Source organism: Flagellimonas aquimarina (genome assembly GCF_003149745.1).
Taxonomy (GTDB): Bacteria; Bacteroidota; Bacteroidia; order Flavobacteriales; family Flavobacteriaceae; genus Flagellimonas; species Flagellimonas aquimarina.
The window spans coordinates 1,197,389-1,223,924 of the sequence record NZ_QGEG01000002.1 but is presented as its reverse complement, the minus strand read 5'-3'; the positions used below and the strand labels follow the sequence as shown (position 1 = coordinate 1,223,924).

Sequence of the window (26,536 nt, the reverse complement as noted above, 5' to 3'; positions counted from 1 at the left end):
ACTAAAATCTAAAATTGCTTTAAAAGCGTAATCTTACTGATGAACTGTTTTGTGTTTATTGAAGGGTCGAAAATATCGGTTTGGGTATCGTTAAAGACTAAATAAATAAAAGATAGAGGCATATACTCCCAGCTAAAACGGGTATTCCAGCGGCCTTGTTCATTAAAGCTATTATACTGATAAAAAGTAGATAATTGAAGCCTTGGGTTTAAAGCTAATCGTAGATTTGCAGAATACAGATTCGTAGTCAGATTGGAGTTATTGATTCCAACATCTTTGATTGTATTATGTTCATAGTCCAACGTTAGCGCGGCATGCGGAACAGGTGCAAAACGGGCAGCAGCACTAATAGTACCTCTGGTTCCATTATAAAAGTTTCCAAAATTATACCCCACATCTCCTGACCATTTTTTGGATTGGTCCGTGTTATACTTTACTAAATATCTGGTATAAAAATAATTGTCTTGCTCAATTTCCAATCCTAGGGGGGCGAATTCAAAATTAATGTTTTGCCAAGTAGGGGTAAAGGAGGTTTCCATAAAACTATTGTCTTTGAACCATGTGAAAATTGGAAAAATATAAAGACTTGCCTGCTGAAATTGGCTTGGGTCGGTTGCGTCGTGATTATAATTGACAAACATACCTGGGTCCCATCGCCTGATCCAATCAATGTTCTTTGGTCTCCATATGTAATAACCACCGGGGTTGTGTCTAATTACATTGTTTTGTCTTACAAATCCCATTCTTGGGTTATAATTGGCATCCGTATATTCAGTTACCCATCCATAGTAAAACTTGTTACTATCGTTCCCTACAAAAATTCTCCCGGCATATCCGGTTTTTCCGGTAGACTTATCAATAGAACTGGACAATAAATATTGCACATCCCATTGGCTGGTTGGTCTAATCTGTCCATCTATGGTTATGGTGGTATTACTATTGTTTTCCAGATTGAGTTCAGCGTAACTGTCATCAGCTCTATGGGTAACCATTACGCCAATGTTGTTTTCCCTTCCATAGTTTTTCAAATAACGTACAACACCAAAATTTACGGCTGCAGAATTTTCAGTTTCTCGCTGGCGAACAAAAAGACCCGCCAATGCACTTTTTTCTGTTCTTTGTGTAAAACGAGCACCAAAATCAATGGGTGCCGGGGTTGCATTGAATTCGCCTTGCAAGCCAATCCTTCTGCTGAAAAAAGGGCGAATGGATTGCTGTAAACCGCCAGCCCAAATACCTGAGTTTTCTAAAAAAAACTGACGACGCTCAGGAAAGAAAATATTGAAACGTTCTAGGTTATTTATCGCCCTGTCAACATCGGCCTGTGCAAAATCCGTATTAATGGTTAAATCTAGTACGGTTTTTGGGTTTATGGCCCATTTAGCATCAATACCTATCTTAGGGTCACTAGTTTTTGTAGTTAATGATGCCCCTTCTTTGTTCTCATCATATTTGTACAACGTGTATGGTTCCACACGAATATTGGCCGATGGAGGTGGCACTTCAATACCTGTGAGTTTGGCTGCATAGGTCATGCGATAAGGGGTAAAGGACTGCGGAATAGCCGGAAATGTTGAAACCTCAATATCCCTGCGAGCATACCGGACCAGTGTCATTCCCCATTCAATCGTATTGCCGTTCTCTGGAAGGTTATATCGTAATGATTTAAAAGGAATGGCCATTTCCACAGAATAACCTTTATCCGTTCTTTGTGTACGAACCCTCCATAAGGTATTCCAACCAGTGTCAAAACTATTTCCATTGAAATTTTGAAAATCACGTTGGTTACCATAGGGAGTAGTTTGAAACCCTTGCGCATATTGTTTGAGGTTTTGTGGGTCAAGGGCTACACCAAAAATGTCGTTTTCTCCCCAGTCAAAATCTCTTCTTAAATCCTGGATTCTAACTCCCCGTAAACCTAAAGAATCGCTGCAGAATGCAGCAACATATAGGTTCTTGTTATCATACAAAAACTGAACTTGAGTTTTATATTTGATTTTGCCACCTTGCCTTGGTTCTATTCTGAAAAAATCTTCCGTTATTTCTGCTGTTTGCCAATCTTTTTCATTCAGAAAACCATCCAATTGAATTCCATTGATAGCTTTTGAAACCTTTATTTCCTGAGGTATTTCTGGCGGCGGAAAGTTTTCACCGTCATTTTCCTGGGCGTTCAGATGTAAACAGATGCAAAGGAAACAAAGCCACAAGTTAATCCTGTATAACATCATGTTGCTAAAGTTGATGATGATTTAGACTTGGAACTTAGTCCAATACTTGTTGCTCCCAGCACTATGGAAATTACTAGCAAAACTAGCCAAGAAAGCGAACTGTCATTCGATTTTAAAGGTTGGTAGGTAAAGACAGGTAAATGATCATAATCCTTGCTAGTGAAGGATTGATTGTTGTATAAAAAAGGAACCAAATGGGTGCGCCATGCCTCTGCAAATTGTATAACTTGCCCGCGATAGTTTTCATAATCTGCTGTGGATGTTCCCGCATTTGTACTCAGCGATTGTTGGGTAACAATGGCAGGGGAAATCCATCGAAGTTGCGAAATCCAAGCTTGTTGTTTTTGCAGTTGCTGTTCAAATTTATTTATGATAGGTTTAAGCTCTTCTTTGACTAGCTTTTGAGCTGCCACATAGCGATGGTAGAACTTTCTATTCTGATTGGGGTCATTAATTGCGTACTCTGGATGGTCTCTCAAGAAATTATCCAAAATTTCATCCTGCCTTTTTACCGTCTGGGCTTTCAGATTTCTCATCTCATTGATCATCAACGTCCGGGACGGCATTGGATACAATGTGCTTCCCAACTGATTCAATACCGAAGGAACCAATAAAACAAAAACCACCCAAAGCCCTAAAAGTATGATAGCATTTTTTGAAGAACTTCCTGTTTGTAAATTCACCAGAAAAGCCATGGTAAACCAGAACAGCATATAGGCAATTGTGATACCCAAAATTGAAAACCAATCTTTCAGATTTGTGTTAGTTCCAAAGAACATCATTACCAGAGTCAAGATTACGATGGTAAGCAAGGCCACCCAAAAAAAACGTAAACTTATTTTCTGTAACACCCAATTGCGCAATGATATGGGCTGTGAGGCCAGCAGTTTTAACGAACCACTTTCCCGTTCAGCCGATAGAACATTGTAAGAAAACGCAATGATGATAAGGGGAAGCAGATAAACAATCACAAAGGAAAGATCAAAACTTCCAAAAAGCTGCTGTACTGGGTTCGTGATTTCGGTAAAATTTAATGTGAAATCATCTCCGGTCATTGTTGGTTTTACATAGTGGGTGAACAAATCACTTTGTCCCATTGCTATAAAAGCCAGAGGTTTAGGGCTCATATCGGCAACCCTAGGGTGATAGTTGCCTACTGCGGTGGGACTTGTTGGAATTGTCCACCTAGAGGCGCTGACCTCCATTCCCTGTTCTACAGAATCCAATAACATTAACATGTCATGATCAGACTCCCTTACTTCCGTCTTAGCTGCTTGAATGTCCAGCTTTCTTTTTTCCACTTTTTCGCTTCCATTAAATGCGGCAAAACAGAAAAGACCCAACAAGAGTAGACTCAACAATTGAATCCATCCGTTGCGTACCAAAACTTTGAGTTCGTAAACAAAATTGTATTTGTACATGGTTAGAACTTTTTAATTGTGATGAATAAAAAACCGAAGGATGCCAATAACCAAAAAGCAATTGAAGCTATATTGGAGGAATTTCGCCAGAGGATTTCATTAAGCTTCAACGGGGCATATTGGAAAGTGGGTAGCTGTTTCCAAGTGGTTTCACCGGTCTTATAGCTCCAATCGCCATAAGTGGAGTTTTCCGCAAAATCATTGTTCAAAAAGGCCTGTACCTCTATACGATACTTCTCTGCAGTATCTGCGAAATCCCAATGTGTAGAATAGTCTGTTTTTGCTACTGCCATACTTAGAAAACGGGTAGGAAGAAACGGGGAAAGCGTGGCTAGTGAACGATATACCTTGGATTGGCTTTCAAATTGTATTTTCAGATAGTTGTAATGCTTGAAATATACTTCAGCGTTATGTTCTTCCCCTTTCTGCATCCGATAAGCATCAAAATTGAAAGGCAATTGGTGCAGGCTATCAACACCATATTCGTTCATAACATCTTGTTCCAATAATTTGGCCTGTTTGTTCCATGGGTCATGCCCATCCAGACCTTCTTTTTTGTCCATCAAAATATTAGCTGCGAATTCCTGTCGGGTTGGGTAGGGATGTTTTCCCTCAGCAATGTTGCTCGCTGCCTTGGGAATGGCAAGGCAGGCCACAATCCATATGCTTAAGGATAAGACTAAGGCAACACCGGATTTTTTAGCCCTAGAAGAAATCAACAATACCAGATTAATAAAAATGATGTAATAACATAGATATACCAGACAAAGAACCCCAAGGTGTTCCCACTTAAAAACACCAAAATCGTTAAGATTGGACAAGATTGCTCCTGCACCCACAAAAGTTGCAAGTGTGACGATGAAAATGGGGGTGAAAAGGGCCAACCATTTTCCAAAAATCAGTTTCCAAATTGTTATCCCCTGGCTTTTGAGCAAAAGGAGCGTTCCCATCTCACGTTCTTTGGTGAAGGCATTGTACCCTAGCAGAACAATTAACAATGGAATGATGAACAAGAGGACAAAATCGGGGGTCAAATCTCCAAAACGAGCCAGACCTGTTTGATCGGCTGCCTTACTAAATTGAGCTTCATTGCGCTTATGGGCCTCTAAAAAAATTGATGAACCTGCATATTTATCCACACCTTGATCTATTAGTGACAGAGGGTATTTTGGCTTAAAAGCATAGGTTCCATAATGTGCGGCAGAATGCGGATTCTTTTCTCCCTGGTTGTCCCATATCAATCTTTCTGCAGCTTTGGCTTCAGCATGTTGTTCGTTTACGGAACGATATTGTTTACCGCTGATCCAGGTAGCTATGGCAAGCAGTAAAAAGACTATTCCGAAGGCAATCTTTATCCTTCCATCTCGGATTATCTCCTTTACTTCTTTACGGAATGTATTTCGAATCATACTTCCAATTCTTTAAAATCCATGGTTTCAAGGTATGCCGCTTCCAATTCTGGAAGTGAAATATTCTGTGCGTTAAATTGTTGTCTTAGCACTCCTTGTTTCATAATGCCAATCTGGGTGGCAACCTCTTTAGCACGGAAGAGGTCGTGAGTGGCCATAAGGATTGCAACACCCTTATCCCGCAGCAAATGCAGCAACTGGCCAAATTCGTTACTTGCCTTTGGGTCAAGTCCAGAGGTAGGCTCATCCAGCAGAAGTGTTTTTGCATCCTTGGCCAATGCAATGGCTATACCTACTTTTTGCCGCATTCCTTTAGAAAAAGTGGAGATCCGTTGATGAAATGCCCCTTTCTGTAGGCCAGCTTGATTGAGAAAATCTTCCAACTGAACTTTAGAAAGATTTTTACCTCCAATACCGGAAAAATAATCCAAATTTTCCACCGCTGTCAAAGTAGGGTAGAGCATAAGGTTTTCAGGAATGTAAGCTAAAAAACGCTTGGTCTTTCTAGAGTTTTCTGAGACATTGAGCCCATTTATAAAAGCACTTCCTGATGTAGGTTTAATAAAACCTAGCAGTAAATTAATAGTTGTTGTTTTTCCTGCGCCATTGGCACCGAGCAAACAATAAATTTCATGTGGTTTGATGTTGAGAGATAATTGATTCAACACCAAAGCTTCACCATATTTTTTGGTGAGTTGGTCTATAATTATCATGACTGATGTAATTAGGTTTGGAAAATATGATACTCCTCAAAATCATAAGATTTTGAAGTATGCACGGTTGTTTGCTATTCCTTCTGGGAATACCAATAAAAAAGATATTCTTAGAAGTCCGTGGGAGGTCCCCGCAGGAAGTAGAGGGCAAATGTTGGAAAGGAAGGTGTTAGCTCCTCTAAAGCGTTTATGGTTTGGAAAAAAGTAATGGTAAAGTCGACTTCAGGCGCTAAAATAAATAGCTCTGACTTTACACTTAGTTTAGCGCAAAGGTCACATTTAGTGTCCGCACCTGAAATCGCTTCATTACTGTTATCAACCTCAATTTGAGAATGAAAAGCATGTGAAGTAAAAACGTGAAAGGTGGTAAAGCCCAATTGAAACAACAATGCAATTGTAAGAAGGGAACTATACCAAATATGTCTCTTTCTAGTTTTCACTCTTATGATCATTGCCGAAAGGCAATATTATATTTGTAACATTAATCTATTGAATGATCAAATTGAAGGCTTGTGTAATATCTGTTTCCCCACCAGCATCTGCAAGAGTACCATCATTGGGCTTTTTAGGCTCATGTCTTAAGGTAATAGCCAAGGTTCCAGTACTAGCATCTGTAGTAGTTAAAGTAAATACTATGCCTACTGGATTGGTAGTGGTGAAGTTTTCACCTGTCTCATCAGAAACATAATCAGATTCGTCATCTGCATATGTGACAGTTGCATTTAGGCTACTATTTGGAACGAAGAAAAACTGATGCTCGGCCGCTTCTCCCTCAATCTCCTCATTGATAATTTCAGCAGGTGTTTCTGTTTCATTTAATAGTACAACCGTTCCATTATAAACAGTGTTTTCAGATAAATCTCCAGATACGGATACCATTGGTGGATTAGGTCCATCTCCATCTAAATCTTGTGATTGTAATGTGACGGTGGTTCCCCCTCCTTGTGGTACCAAGGTTGCTGTCATTGTGGTAATAGTTTCCTCCTCGTTTACAGGGTCTGGATTTTCGTCGTCATCTGAGCATGATACGAATGCTACTCCCAGAAGTGCGAAAATGGATAAAAATTTAATGGTTTTCATAGTCTTTAATTTAAATTTGATTTAATAATTGAATTTTAATTGTAAAATGATATTTCTACCCAAATCATCTGCAAAAAGACGCTGACGATTTAGGTAATCTCTATAATTTGTATCTAAAAGGTTACTAACTGTTAATCCAGTTGTTAGCTTTAAATTGTTTTTGAATGGAAACTCCATTTTTGAGCTAACACCCAACAGATGATAGGCGCCAGGAGGTGTGTTTATTTTTAACAACACTTCTTGCTGTTGTATTGGAGAAAATACCATAATATCTTCTGGATGCTCATTTTGCTCAAATACATACTGACTTTCTAGGCTAAACTCAAAATCATTCCATTCCGGTTTGGTAAAAGTCAATTTGTTTCTAAGATTAGCCGCCGGAATGTTGATTAAAGCAATATCTGTTTCAGTGTCCGTACCTTTTACAAATGAAAACTGATGGTCAGTCATCCAAGTATTGGACCAATTAATATAGGCTGCAGCATCAACTCCTAATAATCTGGCATCCGTCTGTCGATATTCCCAAAGAGGAAATGCCCCTCTATTGGTGAATTCAGCATCAGTTGGTTCCAATAGAATAAAATCTTTAATGAAATTAGCATAGGGTTCTAGTGTAAATCCCCAATTATTTAAATCCTTTTGATATGATGCTGAGATTTTATGGGAAGTCTCACTTTTAATACGAAGATCTCCCAACTCTATGCGCGCTGCAGAGTGATGCAAACCATCACTGAACAGTTCTGAAGGATTAGGAGCTCTTTGAGAAAGCGCATAATTAACTCTAGTTACAGAACTATTGTCCCCGGTGTACTGTGCACCAATAGTTGTAGAGAAATTATGATAATCAAAAATAGGATTGGTAAGCAATTGTGTTCCCAAATCATCAATAATCAGGTCTTGAAACTCTTGATCATAACCACGTTCTTCCCATCTGGATGTTTGGTAAAACTTTTTAGCATCGATACGGTTAAAATCATAACGAAGACCTGCATCAACAAGAATTCCATCAGTTACCCGATATTCTCCGGTAACAAAAGCTCCAAAATCATACTTTTCATAGTCAGGAATTAATCGTCTAACATCGGTTTCTGGATTAGCAAAATTGTCTTGAAATCTCCCTAAAATACCAAACTGAAGTTCGTATGATTCTTTGGCATCCAATTTAAAATCAGTTGAAAAGGTATGTGTGGTCAATTCTAAATCTATGGATGCTTGGTTATCACGCTCGCCTCTTCGCACATCAAACTCGAACCGTCTGTTGTTTTGATAATCATATTGAACATTCCATTTACCCAGACCTTCAAATCGTTTGTAGAATTTTAGTTTACCCAAATGGTGGGTTACTTCTTGTCTAGGGTTTTGAATATCATATGTAAAAGGTCTGATTATCTCAGGTTGACCATTGTTGATACCACGTATTAAATCATCAACATTGCCAATATGAGAAGCTCTAAGTACTGCTATTTCAGAATTGTAATAGGAGTATTTTGCATCCCATCCCCAGGTAAACAACTGTTTCCCCAACTGCAAAGAAGCTCCTATTTCTTGAACCCCAGTATTAGAGAGAATATAATCTGGAGCCTCATGATCTCCCAATCGTTTATATGAACCTTGACCTCTTAGGTACCATCCACTTTCAAATGCTTTGATAAGCTCCGTGGTTATATTGCCGCCTCTACCGTTTAGCACCCCATTTACAATACTTTTACCATATAAAGTATCCTTAGCAGGAATTCTTGCCTGCTCCATTACAATAACACCGCCAATAGCATCTCCTCCGTATAAAAGTGCAGAAGCGCCTTTTATTACTGAAATTGAACCAGTTGCATTGATATCTATGTTGGGAGCATGTTCATCTCCCCATTCCATATCTTGCATGCGCACCCCATCGTTCAGTATTAGAACTCTACTGCCATTGAGACCATGAATAGCTGGTTTTACGATATTAGCTCCTGTATTTAAAGATGAAACACCTGACAATTCCTTTAAAGCATCCCCTAAACTGCCAGAGCTGTATTGCTCTAATGTTTTAAGTCTTAACGACTCTTCTAGGGCGGAAGTGGTTTTCTCAGCAATAGCATCCCCAACAACCTTTACTTCTTCCAGTTCCTCTAAGTGGTGTTCAAGTTTTATATCAATCCACGCAATTTTATCTACCTCTACTTCAATGAAAGTGGTAGTGCACTCTGGGTGGGAGATTTCCAATTCGTAAACACCAGGACAAAGGTTTGGAATCTGAAACTTTCCCTTGCTGTCGGTTTTCACAATTTTTGGGTTTCCGATTATTTGAATACTTGCGTTTTCAAGTGGCGTTTTGTTATGATAGTCCATAACTTGACCGGTAAGGATATCGTTACAATCTTGAGAAAACCCATAAAAGGAAACTAATAGAAAAAGAGTAATGAAAATGTTTATTTTCATTCTGAAAAAAATAAATTAATAAAAAATAGATAGTCCGTATAGAAAGACGGAATGTTTTGGCTAATTAACTAATGTGTTGAGGAGGAGGCCGAGAAAATAGGTGATAAGAAAAGTCTTTTTTAGTGTTAAGACTTATGTAGTAAAAGTTATTGTCTTGTAAGTTGAGAAATGTAGTATATAAAGCTTCAGAATTTACAACTTGATTAAGTTCCATGCCTTGGTTTTCAACTACCAAATCACAGATTTTGCAATTCTCAATTTTTTCTTGATCACCGTCTTGGTGTGAATACACGTGTAATGATGAAACCTTGACCAACATCAAGGAAACAAACAGGAAAAGCCCAAGAATTTTTCTAAAATCCTTCATTACAAAGCAAATCTAAATAATTTGTTGGCTTCCGGTGTGTTAAGAAAAACATAATTAATTAAATAAAAAGCCCAATCCCATGCGCTTCAACATTTTCTTCTCAAAGTTCCAAAAAAAGCGAAATTGTCCAAACAACCATCCAAAGAAAACCAACAAAATCTGGTAAATTGGAAAGATGAGCAGAATTCTAGCAGTCCAGAAAATCCATCCACTCACGGTGTCTTGTTTTAGACCAATTAATTCCGTTAAGGGGCCTGCAAGTTTTCCTGATATACTTCCTGTTACAGCAAATACAATAAAGATTGCGATCATCTCCCATCTTTGCTCCACTGGCCATTTATTTGCTAATTTTTTAAAGCACCATAGAAAAAAGCGAAGCAATAAATAATATATGGCAAAACCTGCGCCCAAGGTAAATATCCATTCTAACATGGTATTGTTAAGATCCAACAAATGTAAAATGCGCCTTGCAATGGTATAGGCCGTAAGTAAAACTAGTAAAATCCCGAAAAAAGGAAAGAAAAGATGCCAATTCTCAGTAATGTCCCAACGATTTTTTAATTTTTCCATCAACAGGTTTTCGATGGCAAAAATAGCACATTATATCCTAGGTATAAAAGGACCTAAACGTTGGTTGTATTTACGTTGAAAATAAATGAAATAGTTATACAGTTTATAATTTACTTCATACCCATAATCAATGTTGGGGTCGTAGTTTATCTGAAGTTCATACAGATTTGGGTTGAAGCGCTGAGGCTGTAAGACCCGTTGGTTCCAATTGATGACCATTAGTCTATTTCTGTTTTCCAAGAAGCTTTGAGAATAGTAACCTTCAGGTCTCGCTATACTTTGCAGCCATGTATAAAAGCCTGGCTCAATAATGGTGATTTCGTATTCTGTTTCCTCATTTTTTATCTCAACTTGTTCTTCGGCATTGGAATTAAATACTTCTTTTTCTTTGGTTGAAATATCAAGTGCTTCTTTTTTTGCAGTGCAGGATGCAAACAATCCTAAAACCAAGAAGAGTGCAATTAATTTATTTAAATCGTTCTTTTTCATAACATTAAAGTACAAAAAAAGCCATTTAGAAATCTAAATGGCTTTGTTAAATAAAGTTAAGATGCGTGCTTATTTTCCAAAAAGACCTCCTAAAAGACCTCCAAGTCCGCTCTTTTTTTGACCTCCGCCATTTAATACCATTCCTGCTAGATCATCTATTACGCTCCCGTCCCCATCCGAGTCTAAAAAGCTCTCGATTAAAGACTGCTGTTTGTTGGCAGTATTGCCTCCGCCCATTAGACCACCTAAAAGACCGCTTAATGCATCTGGGCTGCTCACATTTTGTTGTTTTGTTTGTTTACCCAAATAACCCAATAAAATAGGGGCCGCAATTTTTAGAATTTGTGAAATCGAGCCAGCATCAATTCCTGATTTACTGCTTAGGGCATTTTCCACCTGTGGTTGTTTAGATCCAAAAACATGACCTAATATACCAGCGCCATCATCCATAACTCCCTGATCAACGCCTCCGCCAAATAGACCTCCAAGGTTATCCAATATACTACCATCGTGTTTTGACGATAGTGCATTCATCAAGCCCTGCGCACCGCCTGGAGTGGCTGCGTTTTTCTTCATGGCCCCCATTAAAAGAGGCATGGCCATGCTTAGCACATCTGCTGTTTTATTCTCGGGTTGCCCCGTTTGACCCGCTACACCGCTTATCAATTGTTTACCCATTGGGCTGTTCAATAAATCTAATAATCCTGACATTTTATAGTGTTTAGTTTAGAATGACAATGTACAAAAAAGAACGTTTTGCTTAACTGCTTTAAAATGAACTTATTTGAGCAATTTAATAATTTGCGCAGCCAATTCTGTACCTATGCGTTGTTGTGCTTCTTTTGTTGCGGCACCTATATGAGGAGTGAGAGATATTTGCGGGTGCATTAATATTCGTATTTCTGGGTTTGGTTCAGATTCAAAAACATCTAATCCTGCAAAGGCTATTTTTTCTGACTCAAGGGCATCCACCAACGCAACTTCATCTAAAACTCCCCCACGAGAAGCATTGATTACTCCAACGCCGGGTTTCATCATTTCAAATTCTTTTTTACCAAGAACGTAGGTTTTCTGCGCCGGAACATGAACGCTTATAAAATCGGAGGTTTTAAGAACGTCATCCATAGCGCTGTTCTCAAGGTCAAATTTTATGGATTGACCATCAAAAAAAGGCACCTCTAGAGTAGCTTTAGGTACAAGTTTATCATTGTACAAAACTTTCATTCCTAGGCCTAAAGCCATTTTTGCAGTTGCTTGACCAATTCTTCCAAACCCGATTAAACCCAAAGTTTTCCCCCGTAATTCTGTACCACCAGCGTAACTCTTCTTAAGTTGTTTGAACTTACTATCCCCATCTAGGGGCATATTCCTATTTGAATCATATAAAAAACGAACACCACCGAATAAATGTGCAAAAACCAATTCTGCAACAGATTCGGATGACGCTGCTGGAGTGTTTATGATATGAACTCCTTTTGATTTTGCGTAGTCAACATCTATATTGTCCATACCAACCCCACCACGTCCAATAAGTTTAAGGTTTGGGCAAGAATCGATTAACGATTTTCTTGCTTCTGTTGCGCTTCTTACCAACAGACAACTTATATCGTTATCATTGATAAAATTGGCCAATTGTTCTTGCGCTACAGTCGTTGTGATTACTTCAAAACCCGCTTTTTCAAGTAGGTCAATTCCGGTCTTTGCTATTCCGTCGTTTGCTAAAATTTTGCTCATTAACCTATCCTTTTTTTTCTAAATCGCTCATAATATCTACCAGAACACCTACACTTTCAAGGGGAAGGGCATTGTACATAGAAGCTCTATAGCCACCAACAGACCTATGTCCATTAAGACCATTTATTCCGGCTTCTTTGCATTTTTCATCAAATATTTCCTTTAGTGAGTCATCTGTAATATTAAATGTAGCGTTCATTATGGATCGGTCTTCTTTTGCAGCATAACCAGAAAAAACAGGATTCAATTCTATTTCAGAATAGATAAGATTTGCCTTTCTTTCGTTGATCTCTTCAATAGCACCTATTCCTCCCAAATCTTTTAGCCATTGCATGGTTAGCATAGAGACATACACTGGAAATACAGGTGGTGTATTGAACATGCTATCTTTTCCTATGTGCACTGCATAATCTAACATTGATGGAATTTTGTGTGATACTTTGCCCAAAATGTCTTCTTTAACAACAATTAAGGTTGTTCCTGCGGGACCCATATTTTTTTGTGCTCCAGCATAAATTAAATCGAATTTGGAAAAATCCATCTGTCTGGAGAAAATATCTGAACTCATGTCACAGACCAAGGGAACATTTGTCTTTGGGAAATTTTTTATCTGTGTTCCAAAAATGGTGTTGTTAGAAGTTAAGTGCAAATAATCCAAATCGTTCGGAATTGAATATCCTTTTGGAATGTAATTGAAGTTTTGATCTTGTGAAGAAGCAACTTCCACTATTTCACCAAACAACTTTGCTTCCTTAATGGCTTTTAAACTCCATGTGCCTGTATTGATATATCCTGCCTTTTTATTCAACAAATTGTACGCGGCCATTAAAAACTGGGTGCTTGCTCCACCTTGTAGGAATAACGCTTGATACCCTTTTCCTTCCAAACCCAAAAGCTCTAGAGCCAAGGAGCGCGCTTTTTCCATTATGGCAACAAACTCTTTGCTTCTGTGAGAGATCTCTATAAGTGATAGACCAATACCATCAAGTTCAACAACTGCTTCTGAAGCTTTCTGCATTACTTCTTGAGGCAAAATACAAGGTCCTGCGCTAAAATTGTGCTTTTTCATTTATAATAATTAAGAGGCAAAGGTCGAAAAATTCTTGGAAACAAAAATGATTGAAAACGATCTAGTTTTTCTAAAGCAGTAATAAAAAGTCCATGGTGTTAACTCCATCAGCATAGTCATCTAATTTTGGCTTTTGAGTTTCGCCATAATTAATCTCTCCATCTAGCACTCCATTAGATACTATACACTGAATATGTTCTTTGTTTTCTTGGATTTCTTTTTTTAGACCTGAAAGCGTGTCATAGTATTCATAGAATAAGGAGGCGATTGGGGATGAAAAGCTCTTATCTTCCTTTAGAATAAGAAAGCCATTGTCCAAAATTTTGAACTCACTCATTAGATAAACTGCCTTGTTATAGTCGTAATTGTTGGCATATTTATTTTGATGTATAATATCCTTAAAAGGAAAAACACCATTAAAAAACTCATCAAAGTTGTAGTCTTTTGGGACATATATTTTTGAAACATTTCTGCATCCCAATCCATAGTACCTAAAAATGTCCTCTCCTAACGCTTTAAGTTGTTCTTTTGATTCGTTTCCGGTCAGAACAGCTACAGAGTTTCTGTTCTTCCTTATGATGTTCGGTTTCTTTCCAAAATAATATTCAAAATATCTACTTGTATTATTGCTTCCAGTTGCAATGACCGCGTCAAAGCTTTCAAATTTACCCTCAACAAACTGCATTTTATCTTCAAGTGAGGGGTCTTCCTCTATCAAATACTTAGAAAGAAAAGGCAGAAGCACAGTGTCATTTGATGACAGTTTTGCCAAAACCTTATTGCCGGACAGTAAAACACATAAAAAGTCATGGAATCCGACCAAAGGAATATTTCCGGCCATTACCAGACCAATTGTATTAGTTTTTTTTGATGCATCAATGTTATAGTGAGAAAGCCAATCCGTTAAATGCTTTTCTGTAAGCAGCATTGACCATTGCTCAAGGGCAAATAAAATATTTTCTTGATTAAACCAACTGTTCTGTAGTTCTGCTCGTATTACAACGTTATGAAACTCTTGGTGACTTTCACTGGCAGGAGAATTATGATTTTCACAAAAATCACCGATAAAACTTCCAAGTTTAACAAAAGCTTTTAAAGTAGAGGGATACGCCGTCATTATATTTGTACACTAATTTGGTAGGGTTTATTTTTGCCCAAAAGTAAGCATGCTGAAATTATTTTAGCATAAAGGAAAAAGAAAATTATGGCAATTATAATAACAGATGAATGTATTAATTGCGGCGCTTGTGAACCTGAGTGCCCAAATACTGCAATTTATGAGGGAGCTGATGAATGGCGCTATAGTGATGGTACCTCCCTTAAGGGAGACGTAGTTTTACCTGATGGAAAAGCTGTTAATGCAGATGAAGTACAAGTTCCAATAAGTGATGAGATTTACTACATATCACCTGATAAATGTACAGAGTGCATGGGCTTTCATGAAGAACCACAATGTGCCGCTGTATGCCCTGTAGATTGTTGTGTGCCAGACGAAGATCGGGTGGAGACCGAGGACGAGCTTCTGGGAAAACAGAAGTTTATGCACCCAGACGGTTAAATCCTAAACCATTTTTGAAACTATTTCTTTAAACAACTTTGCACATACCATTGCAGTCATGTTGTTAATATCCCTTTTTGGATTGTATTCTACAATGTCTGCTCCTATAATAGGCACATTAATTCCTTGTATAATGCTAATTGCTTGTCTTGTGGTTAAACCTCCTGGCTCATGATGAGATACGCCTGGGGCAAAGGCAGGGTCCAGAGCATCCAAATCAAATGATAGATATAGTGGATTTTGAAATGTTGGTAATTTTGTAGCATCAAAATCTTTCATCTCAATAATTTCGACCCCATATTTTTTAGCAGTTTCCCGTTGTTCAGAATTTAAGGTACGGATGCCAACTTGCACCAATCTGTTTGCCAGATTATTTTTGATGATGTTGTAAAAAGGGCAAGCATGGGAAAAGGGATCTCCATCTAGTTTGGAATATAGGTCGCTGTGAGCATCAATATGTAAAATATCTATACTCCCATAAACCTTCTGAAATACTTTAAAAATAGGAAAGGTAATGGAGTGATCTCCTCCTAGAGTTAGAAGGGGACTTCCTTTCTCAAGGTTTTCAGTGGTTATTTTTTCAATATCAAAATACTCAGAGACGCTATAATCCCCTTGATCTTTTAATAAATCTGGAGTTATTGAAGTGCCATCTTCAGAAAAATAATTGGCAGAGTTACTGTGATAAGCCTCTCTAATTAAGGGAGGAGCCAACCGAGGACCTTTTAAAAAAGATGATTTATCGTCGTATAATACTCCTTGCAATGTAATTCTTGTCATGCATTAAAGTTATGAACTGATCCACACTTTCCGTTATTTGTCTATTATGCCGTTTGCGAAAACCTGAATACGTCAATTCTTTTTACTTTTGGCAGACCGTAAAGGTTTGGGTGCTATGCAAGAAAAGGAAGAAACATATAATGGATTTTGGAAGCAGATAGGTTGTACCCTTTCTGTAATTGCCATATTGGGAATTATCTCGGTCATTGTCATTGGACTTTATATGCTTTTTCAAGGATTCTAGTGAGATTGCTCTTCACTGTTTAATATGATGCATATTCCTCAAAACAAGCATTAATGACACTTTTTTGGGATAAATCCTTTGGGCTTAACGGTTTTTTAAAGTGCCTTTTTATTATTGAATTGTAAATAACAGAATTGTCTAAATGCTCAAGGATTGTAGAACTTACAACATATACGCTTAGTTGTTGGGCCGAAGCTTCTAGACCAGTTATGATGTCCAGAAAATCTATACCGTTCACCCCGGGCATTTCTAAATCCAACAACACCAATATTTTCTTTTTTGCTTTGATGTCTCGCACTAAAAATTTAAGTGCTTGAACAGGAGAAGAATACATTTTCTGGCTTTTTGAAAGCCTAGATTTTTCCAAAAGTTTTTTATGGATTTTGCAGGTAACCTCACTATCATCTATAATATAAGACACATCAAAAGGATCACAATCAGTATTAATCATCGGTGTTTTAAATTTTTGTTATAACAGTATTGGAATAAGTTTATTACCCCTAGGATTGATCTTTTGGATGAAAGGACACAAATTAACGACCATTGTAAAAATTAAAAAGTTTAATACCCGTCTGTATTTACAATATTTTTAAAATTGATTTATAATTGGGCTTATATTTGCACCCTTAAAACTCGAACATGAAAGCTGGTATTGTAGGATTGCCAAACGTAGGGAAGTCAACTTTGTTTAATTGCTTATCCAATGCAAAGGCGCAGAGCGCCAACTTTCCCTTTTGCACCATAGAACCCAATATAGGAGTGGTTAACGTTCCCGATGCCCGAATGGAGAAATTGGAGGAATTGGTTAATCCCGAACGAGTTGTTCCGGCAACCGTTGAAATTGTTGATATTGCAGGATTGGTAAAAGGGGCCAGTAAAGGGGAAGGATTGGGAAACCAGTTTTTGGGAAACATTCGTGAAACGGATGCAATTCTTCATGTGTTAAGATGTTTTGACAATGATAATATTGTGCATGTAGATGGTTCTGTAGACCCAATTAGGGATAAGGAAACCATAGACATGGAACTCCAATTAAAAGATTTAGAAAGTGTTGAAAAGAAATTGGATAAGGTAAAACGAGCTGCAAAAACAGGGAACAAAGAAGCCCAAAAAGAAGCCGCCGTTTTAACAAGTTTAAAAGAAGGTCTCGAGACAGGGAAGTCTGTACGTGCAATTACCTTAAGTGATGATGATCGAGCTGAATACGTAAAACCTCTACAATTAATTACAGATAAACCAGTAATGTATGTCTGTAATGTTGATGAAGAAGCTGCTACGAATGGAAATGCCTATGTTGAAAAGGTAAAAGAGGCAGTGGCCAATGAAAATGCAGAAGTTATTTTTTTAGCGGTGGGTACTGAAGCTGATATTACCGAGCTGGATACCTATGAAGAGCGTCAACTGTTTTTAGAAGATCTAGGCCTTTCTGAACCAGGCTCTGCCAAGTTGATCAGAGGCGCATATAAGTTATTAAATTTGGAAACGTATTTTACAGCTGGCGTAAAAGAGGTCAGGGCCTGGACCATTCCGGTTGGTGCAACCGCTCCCCAAGCTGCAGGTGTCATCCATACAGATTTTGAAAAAGGCTTTATTCGTGCAGAAGTTATTGCATATAACGATTACGTAGAATACGGAAGTGAAGCTAAGGTGAAAGAAGCAGGTAAAATGCGCGTGGAAGGAAAGGAATACGTTGTAAAAGATGGTGATGTAATGCATTTTAGGTTTAATGTTTAAACCCATTCCAATTATTTAGAAGCATATCAACAGTATTTGTTGATTACTTTCTTCGTGCTACACTTTTATTTTTGTGGCTAAATTTTATATTAGCAAGGATTAACCCTTAACTAATGGCAGAAACCCAGTATACAGAGGATAACATACGTTCACTGGATTGGAAGGAGCATATTCGCATGCGTCCTGGAATGTATATTGGTAAATTGGGAGATGGCTCATCTGCCGATGATGGTATTTATATTCTTCTAAAAGAAGTCATTGACAACTGTATAGATGAGTTTGTCATGGGTGCTGGCAAAACCATTGAAATAAACATTAAAGAAAATACCGTTCATGTTCGTGATTACGGCCGAGGCATTCCATTAGGGAAAGTGGTTGATGTGGTTTCCAAAATGAATACAGGTGGAAAATACGACACTCGAGCTTTTAAAAAATCCGTAGGACTTAATGGAGTAGGTACTAAAGCTGTAAATGCACTTTCCAATTTTTTTAAAGTGGAATCTGTTAGGGATGGACAACTAAAAGCTGCAGAATTTAAGGCAGGGAACTTGGTTGATGAAGAACTGATGGATTCTAGCAAACGCAGAGGGACCAAGGTCAGTTTTGTTCCCGATGAGTCCATTTTTAAAAAATATAAATATCGAAACGAGTATGTGGAACGCATGCTCAAAAACTACGTCTACCTTAATCCTGGGCTAACAATTGTCTTTAACGGTGAAAAATTCTTTTCAGAGAATGGATTAAAGGATTTATTAGAGGACAATAACAATCAGGAAGACTTTTTATATCCAATAATTCATCTTAAAGGAGACGATATAGAAGTTGCCCTTACACATAGCAGAACGCAGTACAGTGAAGAGTACCATTCGTTTGTAAACGGACAGCATACCACACAGGGAGGAACGCACCAAGCTGCTTTCAGAGAAGCCATAGTAAAGACGGTCCGTGATTTTTACGGAAAAAACTATGACGCTTCAGACATTAGAAAATCTATAATCTCTGCTATTTCCATTAAAGTAATGGAGCCGGTTTTTGAGAGCCAAACCAAAACCAAGTTAGGGTCCACCGATATGGGTGGAAAGTTACCTACCGTGCGTACGTACATAAATGATTTTGTTGGGAAGTATCTTGACAATTACTTGCACAAGAATCAACCCACCGCGGAAGCAATTCAACGTAAAATAGTGCAGGCGGAAAAGGAAAGAAAAGAGCTTTCAGGAATTAGAAAACTAGCTCGTGATCGGGCTAAAAAAGCAAGTCTACATAATAAAAAGCTTAGGGATTGTCGTGTTCACCTTCAAGATATGAAGAAGGATAGAAGGCTAGAGTCCACACTGTTTATTACAGAAGGGGATTCCGCATCAGGCTCAATCACCAAATCTAGGGACGTAAATACCCAAGCAGTTTTCAGTTTACGCGGTAAACCTTTGAATTCCTATGGAATGTCCAAGAAAATTGTATATGAAAATGAAGAATTCAATTTGCTGCAAGCTGCTTTGAACATAGAAGAGTCAATGGAAGACCTTCGTTACAACAACATTGTCATTGCAACGGATGCCGATGTTGATGGAATGCATATACGTCTCTTGTTGATAACATTTTTCTTGCAATTCTTTCCAGAACTCATAAAGGAAAACCATTTGTATATCCTGCAGACCCCTTTATTCAGGGTCAGAAACAAGAAGGAGACTATTTATTGTTACAGCGAGGAAGAAAGGCGCAGCGCAATTGAAAAGTTGACTGGCAAACCAGAGATTACAAGATTCAAAGGGTTGGGAGAGATTTCTCCGGATGAGTTTCAACATTTTATTGGTGACGATATCCGTTTAGAACCGGTGATGCTCGATAAAGCAATGAGCATAGATAATTTATTAAAGTTCTATATGGGTAAAAACACTCCTGACAGGCAAGAATTTATCATAAAAAACCTTAAAGTAGAACTTGACTTAGTAGAAGAAAAATAACTATAAACCAGATAAATGTATCCCCTCCTTAATGGAAGAGAATGAAGATTTGAATGATGAAGGTTTAGAAAACCAAGAGAGCTCCCAAGATAGCCTTACCCGAGTTACGGGCATGTACAAAGATTGGTTTTTGGACTATGCCTCCTATGTAATTTTGGAACGTGCCGTTCCCGCAATTGAAGACGGTTTTAAACCGGTGCAGCGCAGGATAATGCATGCGCTGAAAGAATTGGATGATGGCAGGTATAACAAAGTCGCCAATGTTGTTGGTCATACCATGCAATATCATCCCCATGGAGACGCAAGTATTGCTGATGCAATGGTTCAAATAGGACAGAAGGACCTGCTCATTGATACCCAGGGAAACTGGGGAAACATTCTTACTGGAGATGGAGCGGCCGCATCAAGATATATTGAAGCTCGACTTTCAAAGTTTGGGCTAGAGGTGGTTTTCAGTCCTAAGATTACGGAATGGCAACTCTCTTATGATGGCAGAAAGAAAGAGCCTGTAAACCTTCCTGTCAAGTTTCCATTGTTATTGGCACAAGGAGCTGAGGGAATAGCGGTGGGGTTGTCCACTAAGGTTCTTCCGCATAACTTTAACGAACTGATTGATGCTTCCATTAAACATTTAAGAGGGCAACGTTTCAAACTATTTCCTGATTTTCCCACTTCCGGAATTATAGATGTCACAAATTATAATGATGGATTGCGTGGAGGTAAAATTCGTGTTCGCGCCAAAATTTCAACATTCGACAAGAACACCTTGGTGATTAATGAAATACCTTATGGTACCAATACATCTTCTTTAATTGATTCTATCCTAAAGGCCAATGATAAGGGTAAAATCAAGATTAAAAAAATCGAAGATAATACAGCAGCCGAGGTTGAGATTCTGGTTCATTTACCTAGTGGAATTTCTCCAGATAAAACCATAGATGCGCTGTATGCATTTACGTCTTGTGAGTCTTCCATATCTCCTTTAGGGTGTATCATTGAGGACAACAAGCCCCTATTTATAGGAGTTACGGAAATGCTCATGCGCTCAACTGATTATACGGTTGAATTGTTAAAGGCAGAGCTCGAAATACAACTTAGTGAACTGGAAGAACAGTGGCACTTTGCTTCTTTAGAGCGAATTTTTATTGAGAATAGAATCTATCGGGATATTGAAGAGGAAGAAACATGGGAAGGTGTTATTTCTGCTATTGATAAGGGCCTTAAACCGTTTACCAAAAACCTTAAAAGAGCAGTAACGGAAGATGATATTGTTCGTTTGACAGAAATCCGTATCAAGCGTATTTCCAAATTTGATTTGGAAAAAGCACAACAGCTTATTGATAGTTTAGACGATAGAATTGCGCAGACCAAGCATCATTTAGAACATTTGGTGGACTATGCCATCGATTATTTTAAAGACCTTAAAAAGAAATACGGCAAAGGAAGGGAAAGAAAATCTGAGATTAAAGTATTTGATGATATAGAGGCCACCAAGGTTGTCATTAGAAACACCAAGCTCTATGTGAACCGTGAAGAAGGATTTGTAGGAACTTCACTAAGGAAAGATGAATACGTTACCGATTGCAGTGATATAGACGATATCATTGTATTCACTAAAAAAGGTGAGATGATGGTGACCAAAGTCGATTCCAAGACTTTTATTGGAAAAGGGATTCTACATGTCGCCGTGTTTAAAAAGAAGGATAGCCGCACTATCTATAACATGATCTACAAAGATGGCAGGGGAGGCCCCAGCTACATTAAAAGGTTTAATGTTACAAGTATTACAAGAGATAAAATGTACCAACTGGCAGGAGGGAAACCTACTTCAGATGTGCTATATTTCTCTGCTAATCCAAATGGAGAAGCGGAAACCATTACTGTTTTGTTGAGGCAATCAGGAAGTATTAAAAAACTTAAATGGGATTTGGATTTTGCCGACCTTTTGATCAAAGGAAGAGCTTCCAAAGGAAATTTGGTGACCAAGTATCCTGTAAAAAGGATAGAACTAAAGGAAAAGGGTGTTTCTACCCTTAAACCAAGAAAAATTTGGTTTGATGATATTGTGAGCCGCTTAAATGTAGATGGGAGAGGAGAGCTTCTTGGTGATTTTAAAGGAGATGACCTGCTCTTGATTATTGACCAAAAAGGAAAGGTGAAAACAATTCCACCGGATTTGTTAACACGGTTTAATGACGATATGGTTGTTTTGCAAAAATGGAATCCAAAGAAACCTATTTCTGTCGTGCATTATGCAGGTGAAAAAGAGCGTTACTATATCAAAAGATTCTTGATTGAGAATCCTGGCAAAGAAGAAATCGTGATTTCGGAACATCCAAAATCCCATCTTGAATTGGTTTCAACAGATTGGAGACCAATGATTGAAATTGAATTTTCAAAACCAAGAGGAAAGGAAGCTAAGCCCAATCAACAAGTAGATGTAGAGGATTTTATTTCTGTAAAAGGCATAAAAGCAATTGGAAATCAACTTACATCAGAGAAAGTAAAAAATATTAACACATTGGAACCATTACCTTTTGAAGAACCCAAAGAACCTATTCCAGAAGAGATTGAGGTGGTTGATGAACAGCCTATAAGCTTTTCTAATGATGATATAGACTCAAAAGATGACAGTTCTGAGCAAACTACTTTGTTTTAATGCTTTTTTCTGACTATTTTGGCGTCCTAGTTATACACACCTGACCCAATAGCTTAAATTTTATATATGGATTTTACCAACCCGTTAGTATACGGTGTACCTGTTTTTATTGCCTTTATTTTATTTGAGCTAACCTACAGTAAAACACACGGAGACGACCATCTTTACAACTGGAAAGATTTGGCGGCAAGTGGTTTTATGGGTATAGGTTCTGCTCTTTTAGGCCCCTTGTTCAAAGTTATTTTTGCTATTGTCCTTTTTGAAGGGGTATATGAACTATGTAATCCTTTGGTTGATGGTGTCAGACAAAACTTCTTGGGTTACGAGTCTTTTGGTTATGCTTGGTACGTTTGGATTTTGTGTCAATTGGCTGATGATTTCACTTACTATTGGTTTCATAGGGCTAACCATGAAATAAGAGTTCTTTGGGCTGCGCATATTGTGCATCATTCCTCCGACAACTACAATTTGGGCACAGCGGTACGTAATGGATGGTTTACCATATTATACAAGCCATTGTTTTATATGTGGATGACGGCAATCGGTTTTCCACCAGAAATGGTAGTTGTTTGCTTAGGAATTGAAGCTTTGTGGCAGTTTCAGTTACATTCTGTATACGTGCCTAAAATGGGCTTTATAGAAAAAGTGTTCAATACACATACCATGCACCAGGTACACCACGCCCAAAATGTTGAATATCTTGACAAGAACCATGGAGGGTTTTTAAATATTTTTGACAAAATGTTTGGCACATGGAAGGAGCTTGATGATGATATTGATGTAAAATACGGAGTAATTCACTCACCAGATTCATACAATCCGGTTGTCATTCTTACCCATGAGTTTAAGGATATATGGAATGATGTAAAGAAATCTAAAAAGCTGTCCCATAAGTTAATGTATATTTTTGGCCCTCCTGGATGGAGCCATGATGGGAGCACTCTTACTGTAAAGCAGCAACAAAAACTGCAAAAGAAGCATAAACAATTACATCCAGAATTGGCTTATAATAGGCCAAATTAAGGTTTACTCTTCCAAGGTCTCTATATTCTCTTTTTTGTTCTTTTTCATTCTTAGGTCAAAGAACTCTACCATTAAGGAAAACGTTATTGCAAAATAGAGATATCCTTTGGGAATGGCTCCTATTTCATTGTCGAAGACCACTAAATGAGACAAATGTGCCGCTTCCGTTATCAACATAAAACCTATAAGAATAAGAAAAGACAAGCCCAGGACTTGCACTGAAGGATGCCTGTTTACAAATTCCCCAACAGGATTGGCAAATAGCATCATGATGATTACAGAGATGACCACTGCGGTTATCATTAACACCAGCGCATCTGTCGGGTTGGGAGAAATGCCATTTGTCATACCAATGGCGGTTAAAATAGAATCAAATGAAAAAACAATGTTGATTACCGTAATTTGAACAATTGCATTGGTCAATGACGATGAACGTGATTTTGTGACCTCTCTTTCATCATGACCTCTATCCTCAATTTTTTCATGGATCTCCTTTGTGCTTTTATATAAGAGAAATAATCCTCCTAAAAATAGAATTAAGGCTTGCCAGCTAATGCCTCCAGCAATCCAAGACTCGTCTATCACAAGAAAAGGTTTTTTCATTTTTGTGAGCCAAGTAATTCCAAAAAGCAAAAGGATTCTCATTGCCATGGCCAGGACCAGCCCAAGATTGGTTGCCTTTTTACGGTCTTGCTTTTCTAGCTTGCCAGCCGCAATAGATATAAAAATGATGTTGTCTATGCCTAAGATAATTTCAAGAAAGGTCAATGTAAGCAACGCCATCCAGGCGTCAGGGCTGGTAAAGATTTCAAACATGATTAGTGTATTTTGTGTGCGGTTCCTTTAAATTTACGCTTGTCTCCGATAGCATTATATTCAAATGTATAAGAAGAATCTGAAGTTGTCAATATTTTTATATGAATTGATTTTTCTTCTGCCTTACTTTTTGGGTTAACATTTTTTAGAACATATTCGCAATCATTGATCCATCTAACAGAAGAAGTATCTTGTTTTCCTTCAAAATAATCCACTTCCATTTCTAAGGTCCTGGAAAATGTAGTTGTCTTCTCTTCTCCGTTTACAACACTCGTAAATGAAAATTCTCCAGTTTTAAAATTAGTGCAGTTGCGTTGGGGCGGCTCGTTGCAAGAAAAGAGAGTCATTAGTAGTAGGCTGAGAACTATTTGCTTCATCATGATTGCAAAGTAAGTGGAAAGAACCGAAATAGATAAACAACCTCACTATTTTTTTAAATCATAGGATTCAAAAGTTCCATCTGTATAAAAGATAACAATTCTTGAAGCCTCTACCTTTTTCAAACTGGACTCCCTTTCATTTTTTAAAACCACATTTTCCATGTGGACTGAAGGTGATTTTGGAGTAGGGGGGGCTACGGCATTTTCTGAGTATGGAAAACTTCCCTTTCCGTTAAGTAACCAGTACAAATTAACTTCGGGATAGGTTTGGACTACTTTCATTACAAAATCCAAACTTGGTTTGTTTCTTCCTTTTAGAAGGTGTGAAATGCTGGAGCGCTGTACACCAACTTTGTCCGCAAAAGAGGATACGGTAAGTCCGTAATGATCGATTACTGTTTGAATACGCGCTATAAACGTTTCGTTCACAATTGTGTCTGTTATTTTTGTAAAAATACTGATTAACTAAGTAAAACACAATGCTAATTCTATAAAAAGAATGAACTTTAAAATTAAATGAAAGAATGTAAACATCTGTTTTAAAGGTGCTTAACTTGATAAAATTACATATGCATTATTTCATGGTACATTTGTAAATTAAATAGTAAGACAAGTTGATGATCGTAAATTTCAGTTTCGAGAATCGTTCACATTTGTAACTTATGGATGATTTACTTTTGTAAATTCTAATCAAAATTTAATGGCTTCGATTAATCATTCAGATTACAAGGAAAGTACCATAGAGGGTCGATATGTTACTCATGAAATATTACAGGAGAAATGGTTTGTCAACTTTGATGCTTCAATGCTTCAGAACATAGGAACATCTGTTGAGGGCCATACAATACAATCTGTTACTCTAGGAAAAGGAGAGACAAAAATTCTAATGTGGTCACAAATGCATGGGAACGAATCTACGACCACCAAAGCTGCATTGGATATGCTTAATTTTTTGATTTCCGATAATAAGCTTGCCAAATCAATTGTTGACAGTTGTAGGGTTTTGGTCATTCCTATTTTAAATCCTGATGGAGCAAAAAGATATACCAGGACTAATGCAAATAATATTGATCTTAATAGGGATGCAAAATTGCTTTCACAACCGGAGAGCAATGTTTTACGAAATGTCTTTAATGATTTTAAACCTGATTATTGCTTTAACCTTCACGATCAAAGAACATTGTTTAGCGCAGGTAAAACAGAAAAACCTGCAACGGTTTCCTTTTTATCCCCAGCGAGTGATATAGGGCGCAACCTTACACCCTCAAGAGAAAGCGCCATGAAAATCATTGTTGGCATGAACAAAGCATTACAAAAAGAAATCCCAGGACAGGTGGGGAGGTATGATGATGACTTTAATGATAATTGTGTGGGGGATTTTTTTCAAACCAAACAAGTGCCTACCATACTGTTTGAAGCTGGGCATTATGCCAAGGATTACTACAGGGAAAAAACGAGGGAATTTATTTTTTATTCGTTGCTAGAGGCGCTTGGCATAATTGCCCAAGAAAGAATTGATGAATTTGAGACTGGTGATTATTTTAAAATTCCAGAAAATGAAAAAATGTATTATGATGTTTTGGTCAAGAATGCCCAAGTTATTAATCCAAGCTTTGGTCCAAAATATTCTATTGGATTCCGTTTTAAAGAAATTTTAAAGGAAAACACTGTTTTATTTGAACCTGAGATTGTGGATAAAGACGAATTGAAAGGTTGTTTTGGACATGAAACTTATGATTGCTCTAACCAAAAAGATTTTGATGCGTTGTCCTTTCGTAAGGAAATTCTCAGTTTAATTCTGACAGCTCAACAATAGATGTGTGTTTTTACTTAATTCTTACATTTTATTTAAAAAAAAAAGCGTTTTTTTTACGTAT

25 protein-coding genes are annotated in these 26,536 nt (G+C 37.7%); 8 read left to right on the top strand and 17 right to left on the bottom strand.

The features are described from left to right. Nucleotides 1-8: 8 nt before the first annotated feature. From DKG77_RS12410 to DKG77_RS12395, 4 genes are read right to left on the bottom strand one after another with little or no spacing between them, the layout of a single operon-like run. The gene (locus DKG77_RS12410; protein WP_109663402.1) at nt 9-2,228 is read right to left on the bottom strand and encodes a DUF5916 domain-containing protein; all 2,220 of its coding nucleotides are present in this window, start codon (nt 2,226-2,228) and stop codon (nt 9-11) included. Beyond that, the gene (locus tag DKG77_RS12405) at nt 2,225-3,649 is read right to left on the bottom strand and encodes a DUF3526 domain-containing protein (protein ID WP_109663400.1); all 1,425 of its coding nucleotides are present in this window, start codon (nt 3,647-3,649) and stop codon (nt 2,225-2,227) included. The genes DKG77_RS12410 and DKG77_RS12405 overlap by 4 nt, the downstream gene beginning before the upstream one ends. 2 nt (nt 3,650-3,651) lie before the next feature. Continuing rightward, complete coding sequence (locus DKG77_RS12400; protein WP_109663399.1) at nt 3,652-5,058, bottom strand: DUF3526 domain-containing protein; 1,407 nt, start codon at nt 5,056-5,058, stop codon at nt 3,652-3,654. Next, nucleotides 5,055-5,771, bottom strand: coding sequence for an ABC transporter ATP-binding protein (locus tag DKG77_RS12395; RefSeq protein ID WP_109663397.1), 717 nt, complete (start codon nt 5,769-5,771; stop codon nt 5,055-5,057). Before DKG77_RS12395 ends, DKG77_RS12400 begins: the two co-directional genes overlap by 4 nt. Here DKG77_RS12395 and DKG77_RS12390 point away from each other — a divergent pair. Further along, nucleotides 5,770-5,979, top strand: coding sequence for a hypothetical protein (locus tag DKG77_RS12390; RefSeq protein WP_109663395.1), 210 nt, complete (start codon nt 5,770-5,772; stop codon nt 5,977-5,979). The genes DKG77_RS12395 and DKG77_RS12390 overlap by 2 nt on opposite strands. 278 nt (nt 5,980-6,257) lie before the next feature. Here DKG77_RS12390 and DKG77_RS12385 read toward each other — a convergent pair whose 3' ends face one another. The 8 genes from DKG77_RS12385 to DKG77_RS12345 form a co-directional block, all read right to left on the bottom strand. After that, nucleotides 6,258-6,851, bottom strand: a complete 594-nt coding sequence (locus DKG77_RS12385; protein WP_109663394.1) for a type 1 periplasmic binding fold superfamily protein — start codon at nt 6,849-6,851, stop codon at nt 6,258-6,260. 21 nt (nt 6,852-6,872) lie between these two features. Further along, on the bottom strand, nt 6,873-9,272 hold the full coding sequence (locus DKG77_RS12380; protein WP_109663392.1) for a TonB-dependent receptor: 2,400 nt from the start codon (nt 9,270-9,272) through the stop codon (nt 6,873-6,875). Nucleotides 9,273-9,693: 421 nt separating this feature from the next. Then, entirely contained in the window at nt 9,694-10,209 is a 516-nt protein-coding gene (locus tag DKG77_RS12370) for a DUF6787 family protein (RefSeq protein ID WP_109663389.1), read from the bottom strand. A gap of 30 nt (nt 10,210-10,239) precedes the next feature. Then, nucleotides 10,240-10,698 (bottom strand): DUF6146 family protein, encoded by a 459-nt coding sequence (locus tag DKG77_RS12365; RefSeq protein ID WP_109663388.1) that lies wholly within the window; start codon nt 10,696-10,698, stop codon nt 10,240-10,242. 69 nt (nt 10,699-10,767) lie between these two features. Beyond that, nucleotides 10,768-11,409 carry a DUF937 domain-containing protein gene (locus DKG77_RS12360; protein ID WP_109663386.1) on the bottom strand — a complete coding sequence of 214 codons (642 nt, stop codon included), beginning with the start codon at nt 11,407-11,409 and terminating at the stop codon, nt 10,768-10,770. A gap of 69 nt (nt 11,410-11,478) precedes the next feature. After that, complete coding sequence (locus DKG77_RS12355; RefSeq protein ID WP_109663384.1) at nt 11,479-12,432, bottom strand: D-2-hydroxyacid dehydrogenase; 954 nt, start codon at nt 12,430-12,432, stop codon at nt 11,479-11,481. A 4-nt stretch (nt 12,433-12,436) separates the two neighbouring features. Next, nucleotides 12,437-13,501 carry a 3-phosphoserine/phosphohydroxythreonine transaminase gene (gene serC / locus DKG77_RS12350; RefSeq protein ID WP_109663382.1) on the bottom strand — a complete coding sequence of 355 codons (1,065 nt, stop codon included), beginning with the start codon at nt 13,499-13,501 and terminating at the stop codon, nt 12,437-12,439. Nucleotides 13,502-13,571: 70 nt separating this feature from the next. Continuing rightward, nucleotides 13,572-14,618 carry an acyl-CoA reductase gene (locus DKG77_RS12345; protein WP_109663381.1) on the bottom strand — a complete coding sequence of 349 codons (1,047 nt, stop codon included), beginning with the start codon at nt 14,616-14,618 and terminating at the stop codon, nt 13,572-13,574. An 87-nt stretch (nt 14,619-14,705) separates the two neighbouring features. Between DKG77_RS12345 and DKG77_RS12340 the strand changes: the two genes are divergently transcribed. After that, entirely contained in the window at nt 14,706-15,059 is a 354-nt protein-coding gene (locus DKG77_RS12340) for a 4Fe-4S dicluster domain-containing protein (RefSeq protein ID WP_109663379.1), read from the top strand. 3 nt (nt 15,060-15,062) lie between these two features. Here DKG77_RS12340 and DKG77_RS12335 read toward each other — a convergent pair whose 3' ends face one another. Next, complete coding sequence (locus DKG77_RS12335; RefSeq protein WP_109663377.1) at nt 15,063-15,839, bottom strand: agmatinase family protein; 777 nt, start codon at nt 15,837-15,839, stop codon at nt 15,063-15,065. An 88-nt stretch (nt 15,840-15,927) separates the two neighbouring features. Between DKG77_RS12335 and DKG77_RS17015 the strand changes: the two genes are divergently transcribed. Continuing rightward, a complete protein-coding gene (locus tag DKG77_RS17015; RefSeq protein WP_165819393.1) occupies nt 15,928-16,083 on the top strand; it encodes a hypothetical protein in 156 nt (51 codons plus the stop codon). Between the two features lie 19 nt (nt 16,084-16,102). Here the strand turns inward: DKG77_RS17015 and DKG77_RS12330 are convergent, their stop codons facing one another. Next, nucleotides 16,103-16,534 (bottom strand): response regulator, encoded by a 432-nt coding sequence (locus DKG77_RS12330; RefSeq protein ID WP_109663376.1) that lies wholly within the window; start codon nt 16,532-16,534, stop codon nt 16,103-16,105. Nucleotides 16,535-16,722: 188 nt separating this feature from the next. On the opposite strand from DKG77_RS12330, the gene ychF reads away from it, so the two are divergent. The 4 genes from ychF (at nt 16,723) to DKG77_RS12310 (ending at nt 23,463) form a co-directional block, all read left to right on the top strand. After that, entirely contained in the window at nt 16,723-17,817 is a 1,095-nt protein-coding gene (gene ychF / locus DKG77_RS12325; protein WP_109663374.1) for a redox-regulated ATPase YchF, read from the top strand. Nucleotides 17,818-17,930: 113 nt separating this feature from the next. Then, complete coding sequence (locus DKG77_RS12320) at nt 17,931-19,781, top strand: DNA topoisomerase IV subunit B (protein WP_109663372.1); 1,851 nt, start codon at nt 17,931-17,933, stop codon at nt 19,779-19,781. A gap of 31 nt (nt 19,782-19,812) precedes the next feature. Further along, nucleotides 19,813-22,440: a DNA gyrase/topoisomerase IV subunit A gene (locus tag DKG77_RS12315; protein WP_109663371.1), complete on the top strand. Its 2,628-nt coding sequence runs from the start codon at nt 19,813-19,815 to the stop codon at nt 22,438-22,440. Nucleotides 22,441-22,506: 66 nt separating this feature from the next. Then, nucleotides 22,507-23,463, top strand: coding sequence for a sterol desaturase family protein (locus DKG77_RS12310; RefSeq protein WP_109663369.1), 957 nt, complete (start codon nt 22,507-22,509; stop codon nt 23,461-23,463). Nucleotides 23,464-23,466: 3 nt separating this feature from the next. On the opposite strand, the gene DKG77_RS12305 is transcribed toward DKG77_RS12310, so the two are convergent. The 3 genes from DKG77_RS12305 to DKG77_RS12295 are packed head-to-tail and all read right to left on the bottom strand — an operon-like array spanning nt 23,467 to nt 25,088. After that, nucleotides 23,467-24,279: a TerC family protein gene (locus DKG77_RS12305; protein ID WP_109663368.1), complete on the bottom strand. Its 813-nt coding sequence runs from the start codon at nt 24,277-24,279 to the stop codon at nt 23,467-23,469. 2 nt (nt 24,280-24,281) lie between these two features. Next, entirely contained in the window at nt 24,282-24,659 is a 378-nt protein-coding gene (locus DKG77_RS12300; RefSeq protein WP_109663366.1) for a DNA topoisomerase IV, read from the bottom strand. Between the two features lie 45 nt (nt 24,660-24,704). Continuing rightward, nucleotides 24,705-25,088 (bottom strand): helix-turn-helix transcriptional regulator, encoded by a 384-nt coding sequence (locus DKG77_RS12295; RefSeq protein ID WP_313789955.1) that lies wholly within the window; start codon nt 25,086-25,088, stop codon nt 24,705-24,707. Nucleotides 25,089-25,359: 271 nt separating this feature from the next. On the opposite strand from DKG77_RS12295, the gene DKG77_RS12290 reads away from it, so the two are divergent. Then, nucleotides 25,360-26,475, top strand: coding sequence for a M14 family zinc carboxypeptidase (locus DKG77_RS12290; RefSeq protein ID WP_109663363.1), 1,116 nt, complete (start codon nt 25,360-25,362; stop codon nt 26,473-26,475). The last annotated feature ends 61 nt before the right edge of the window (nt 26,476-26,536 follow it).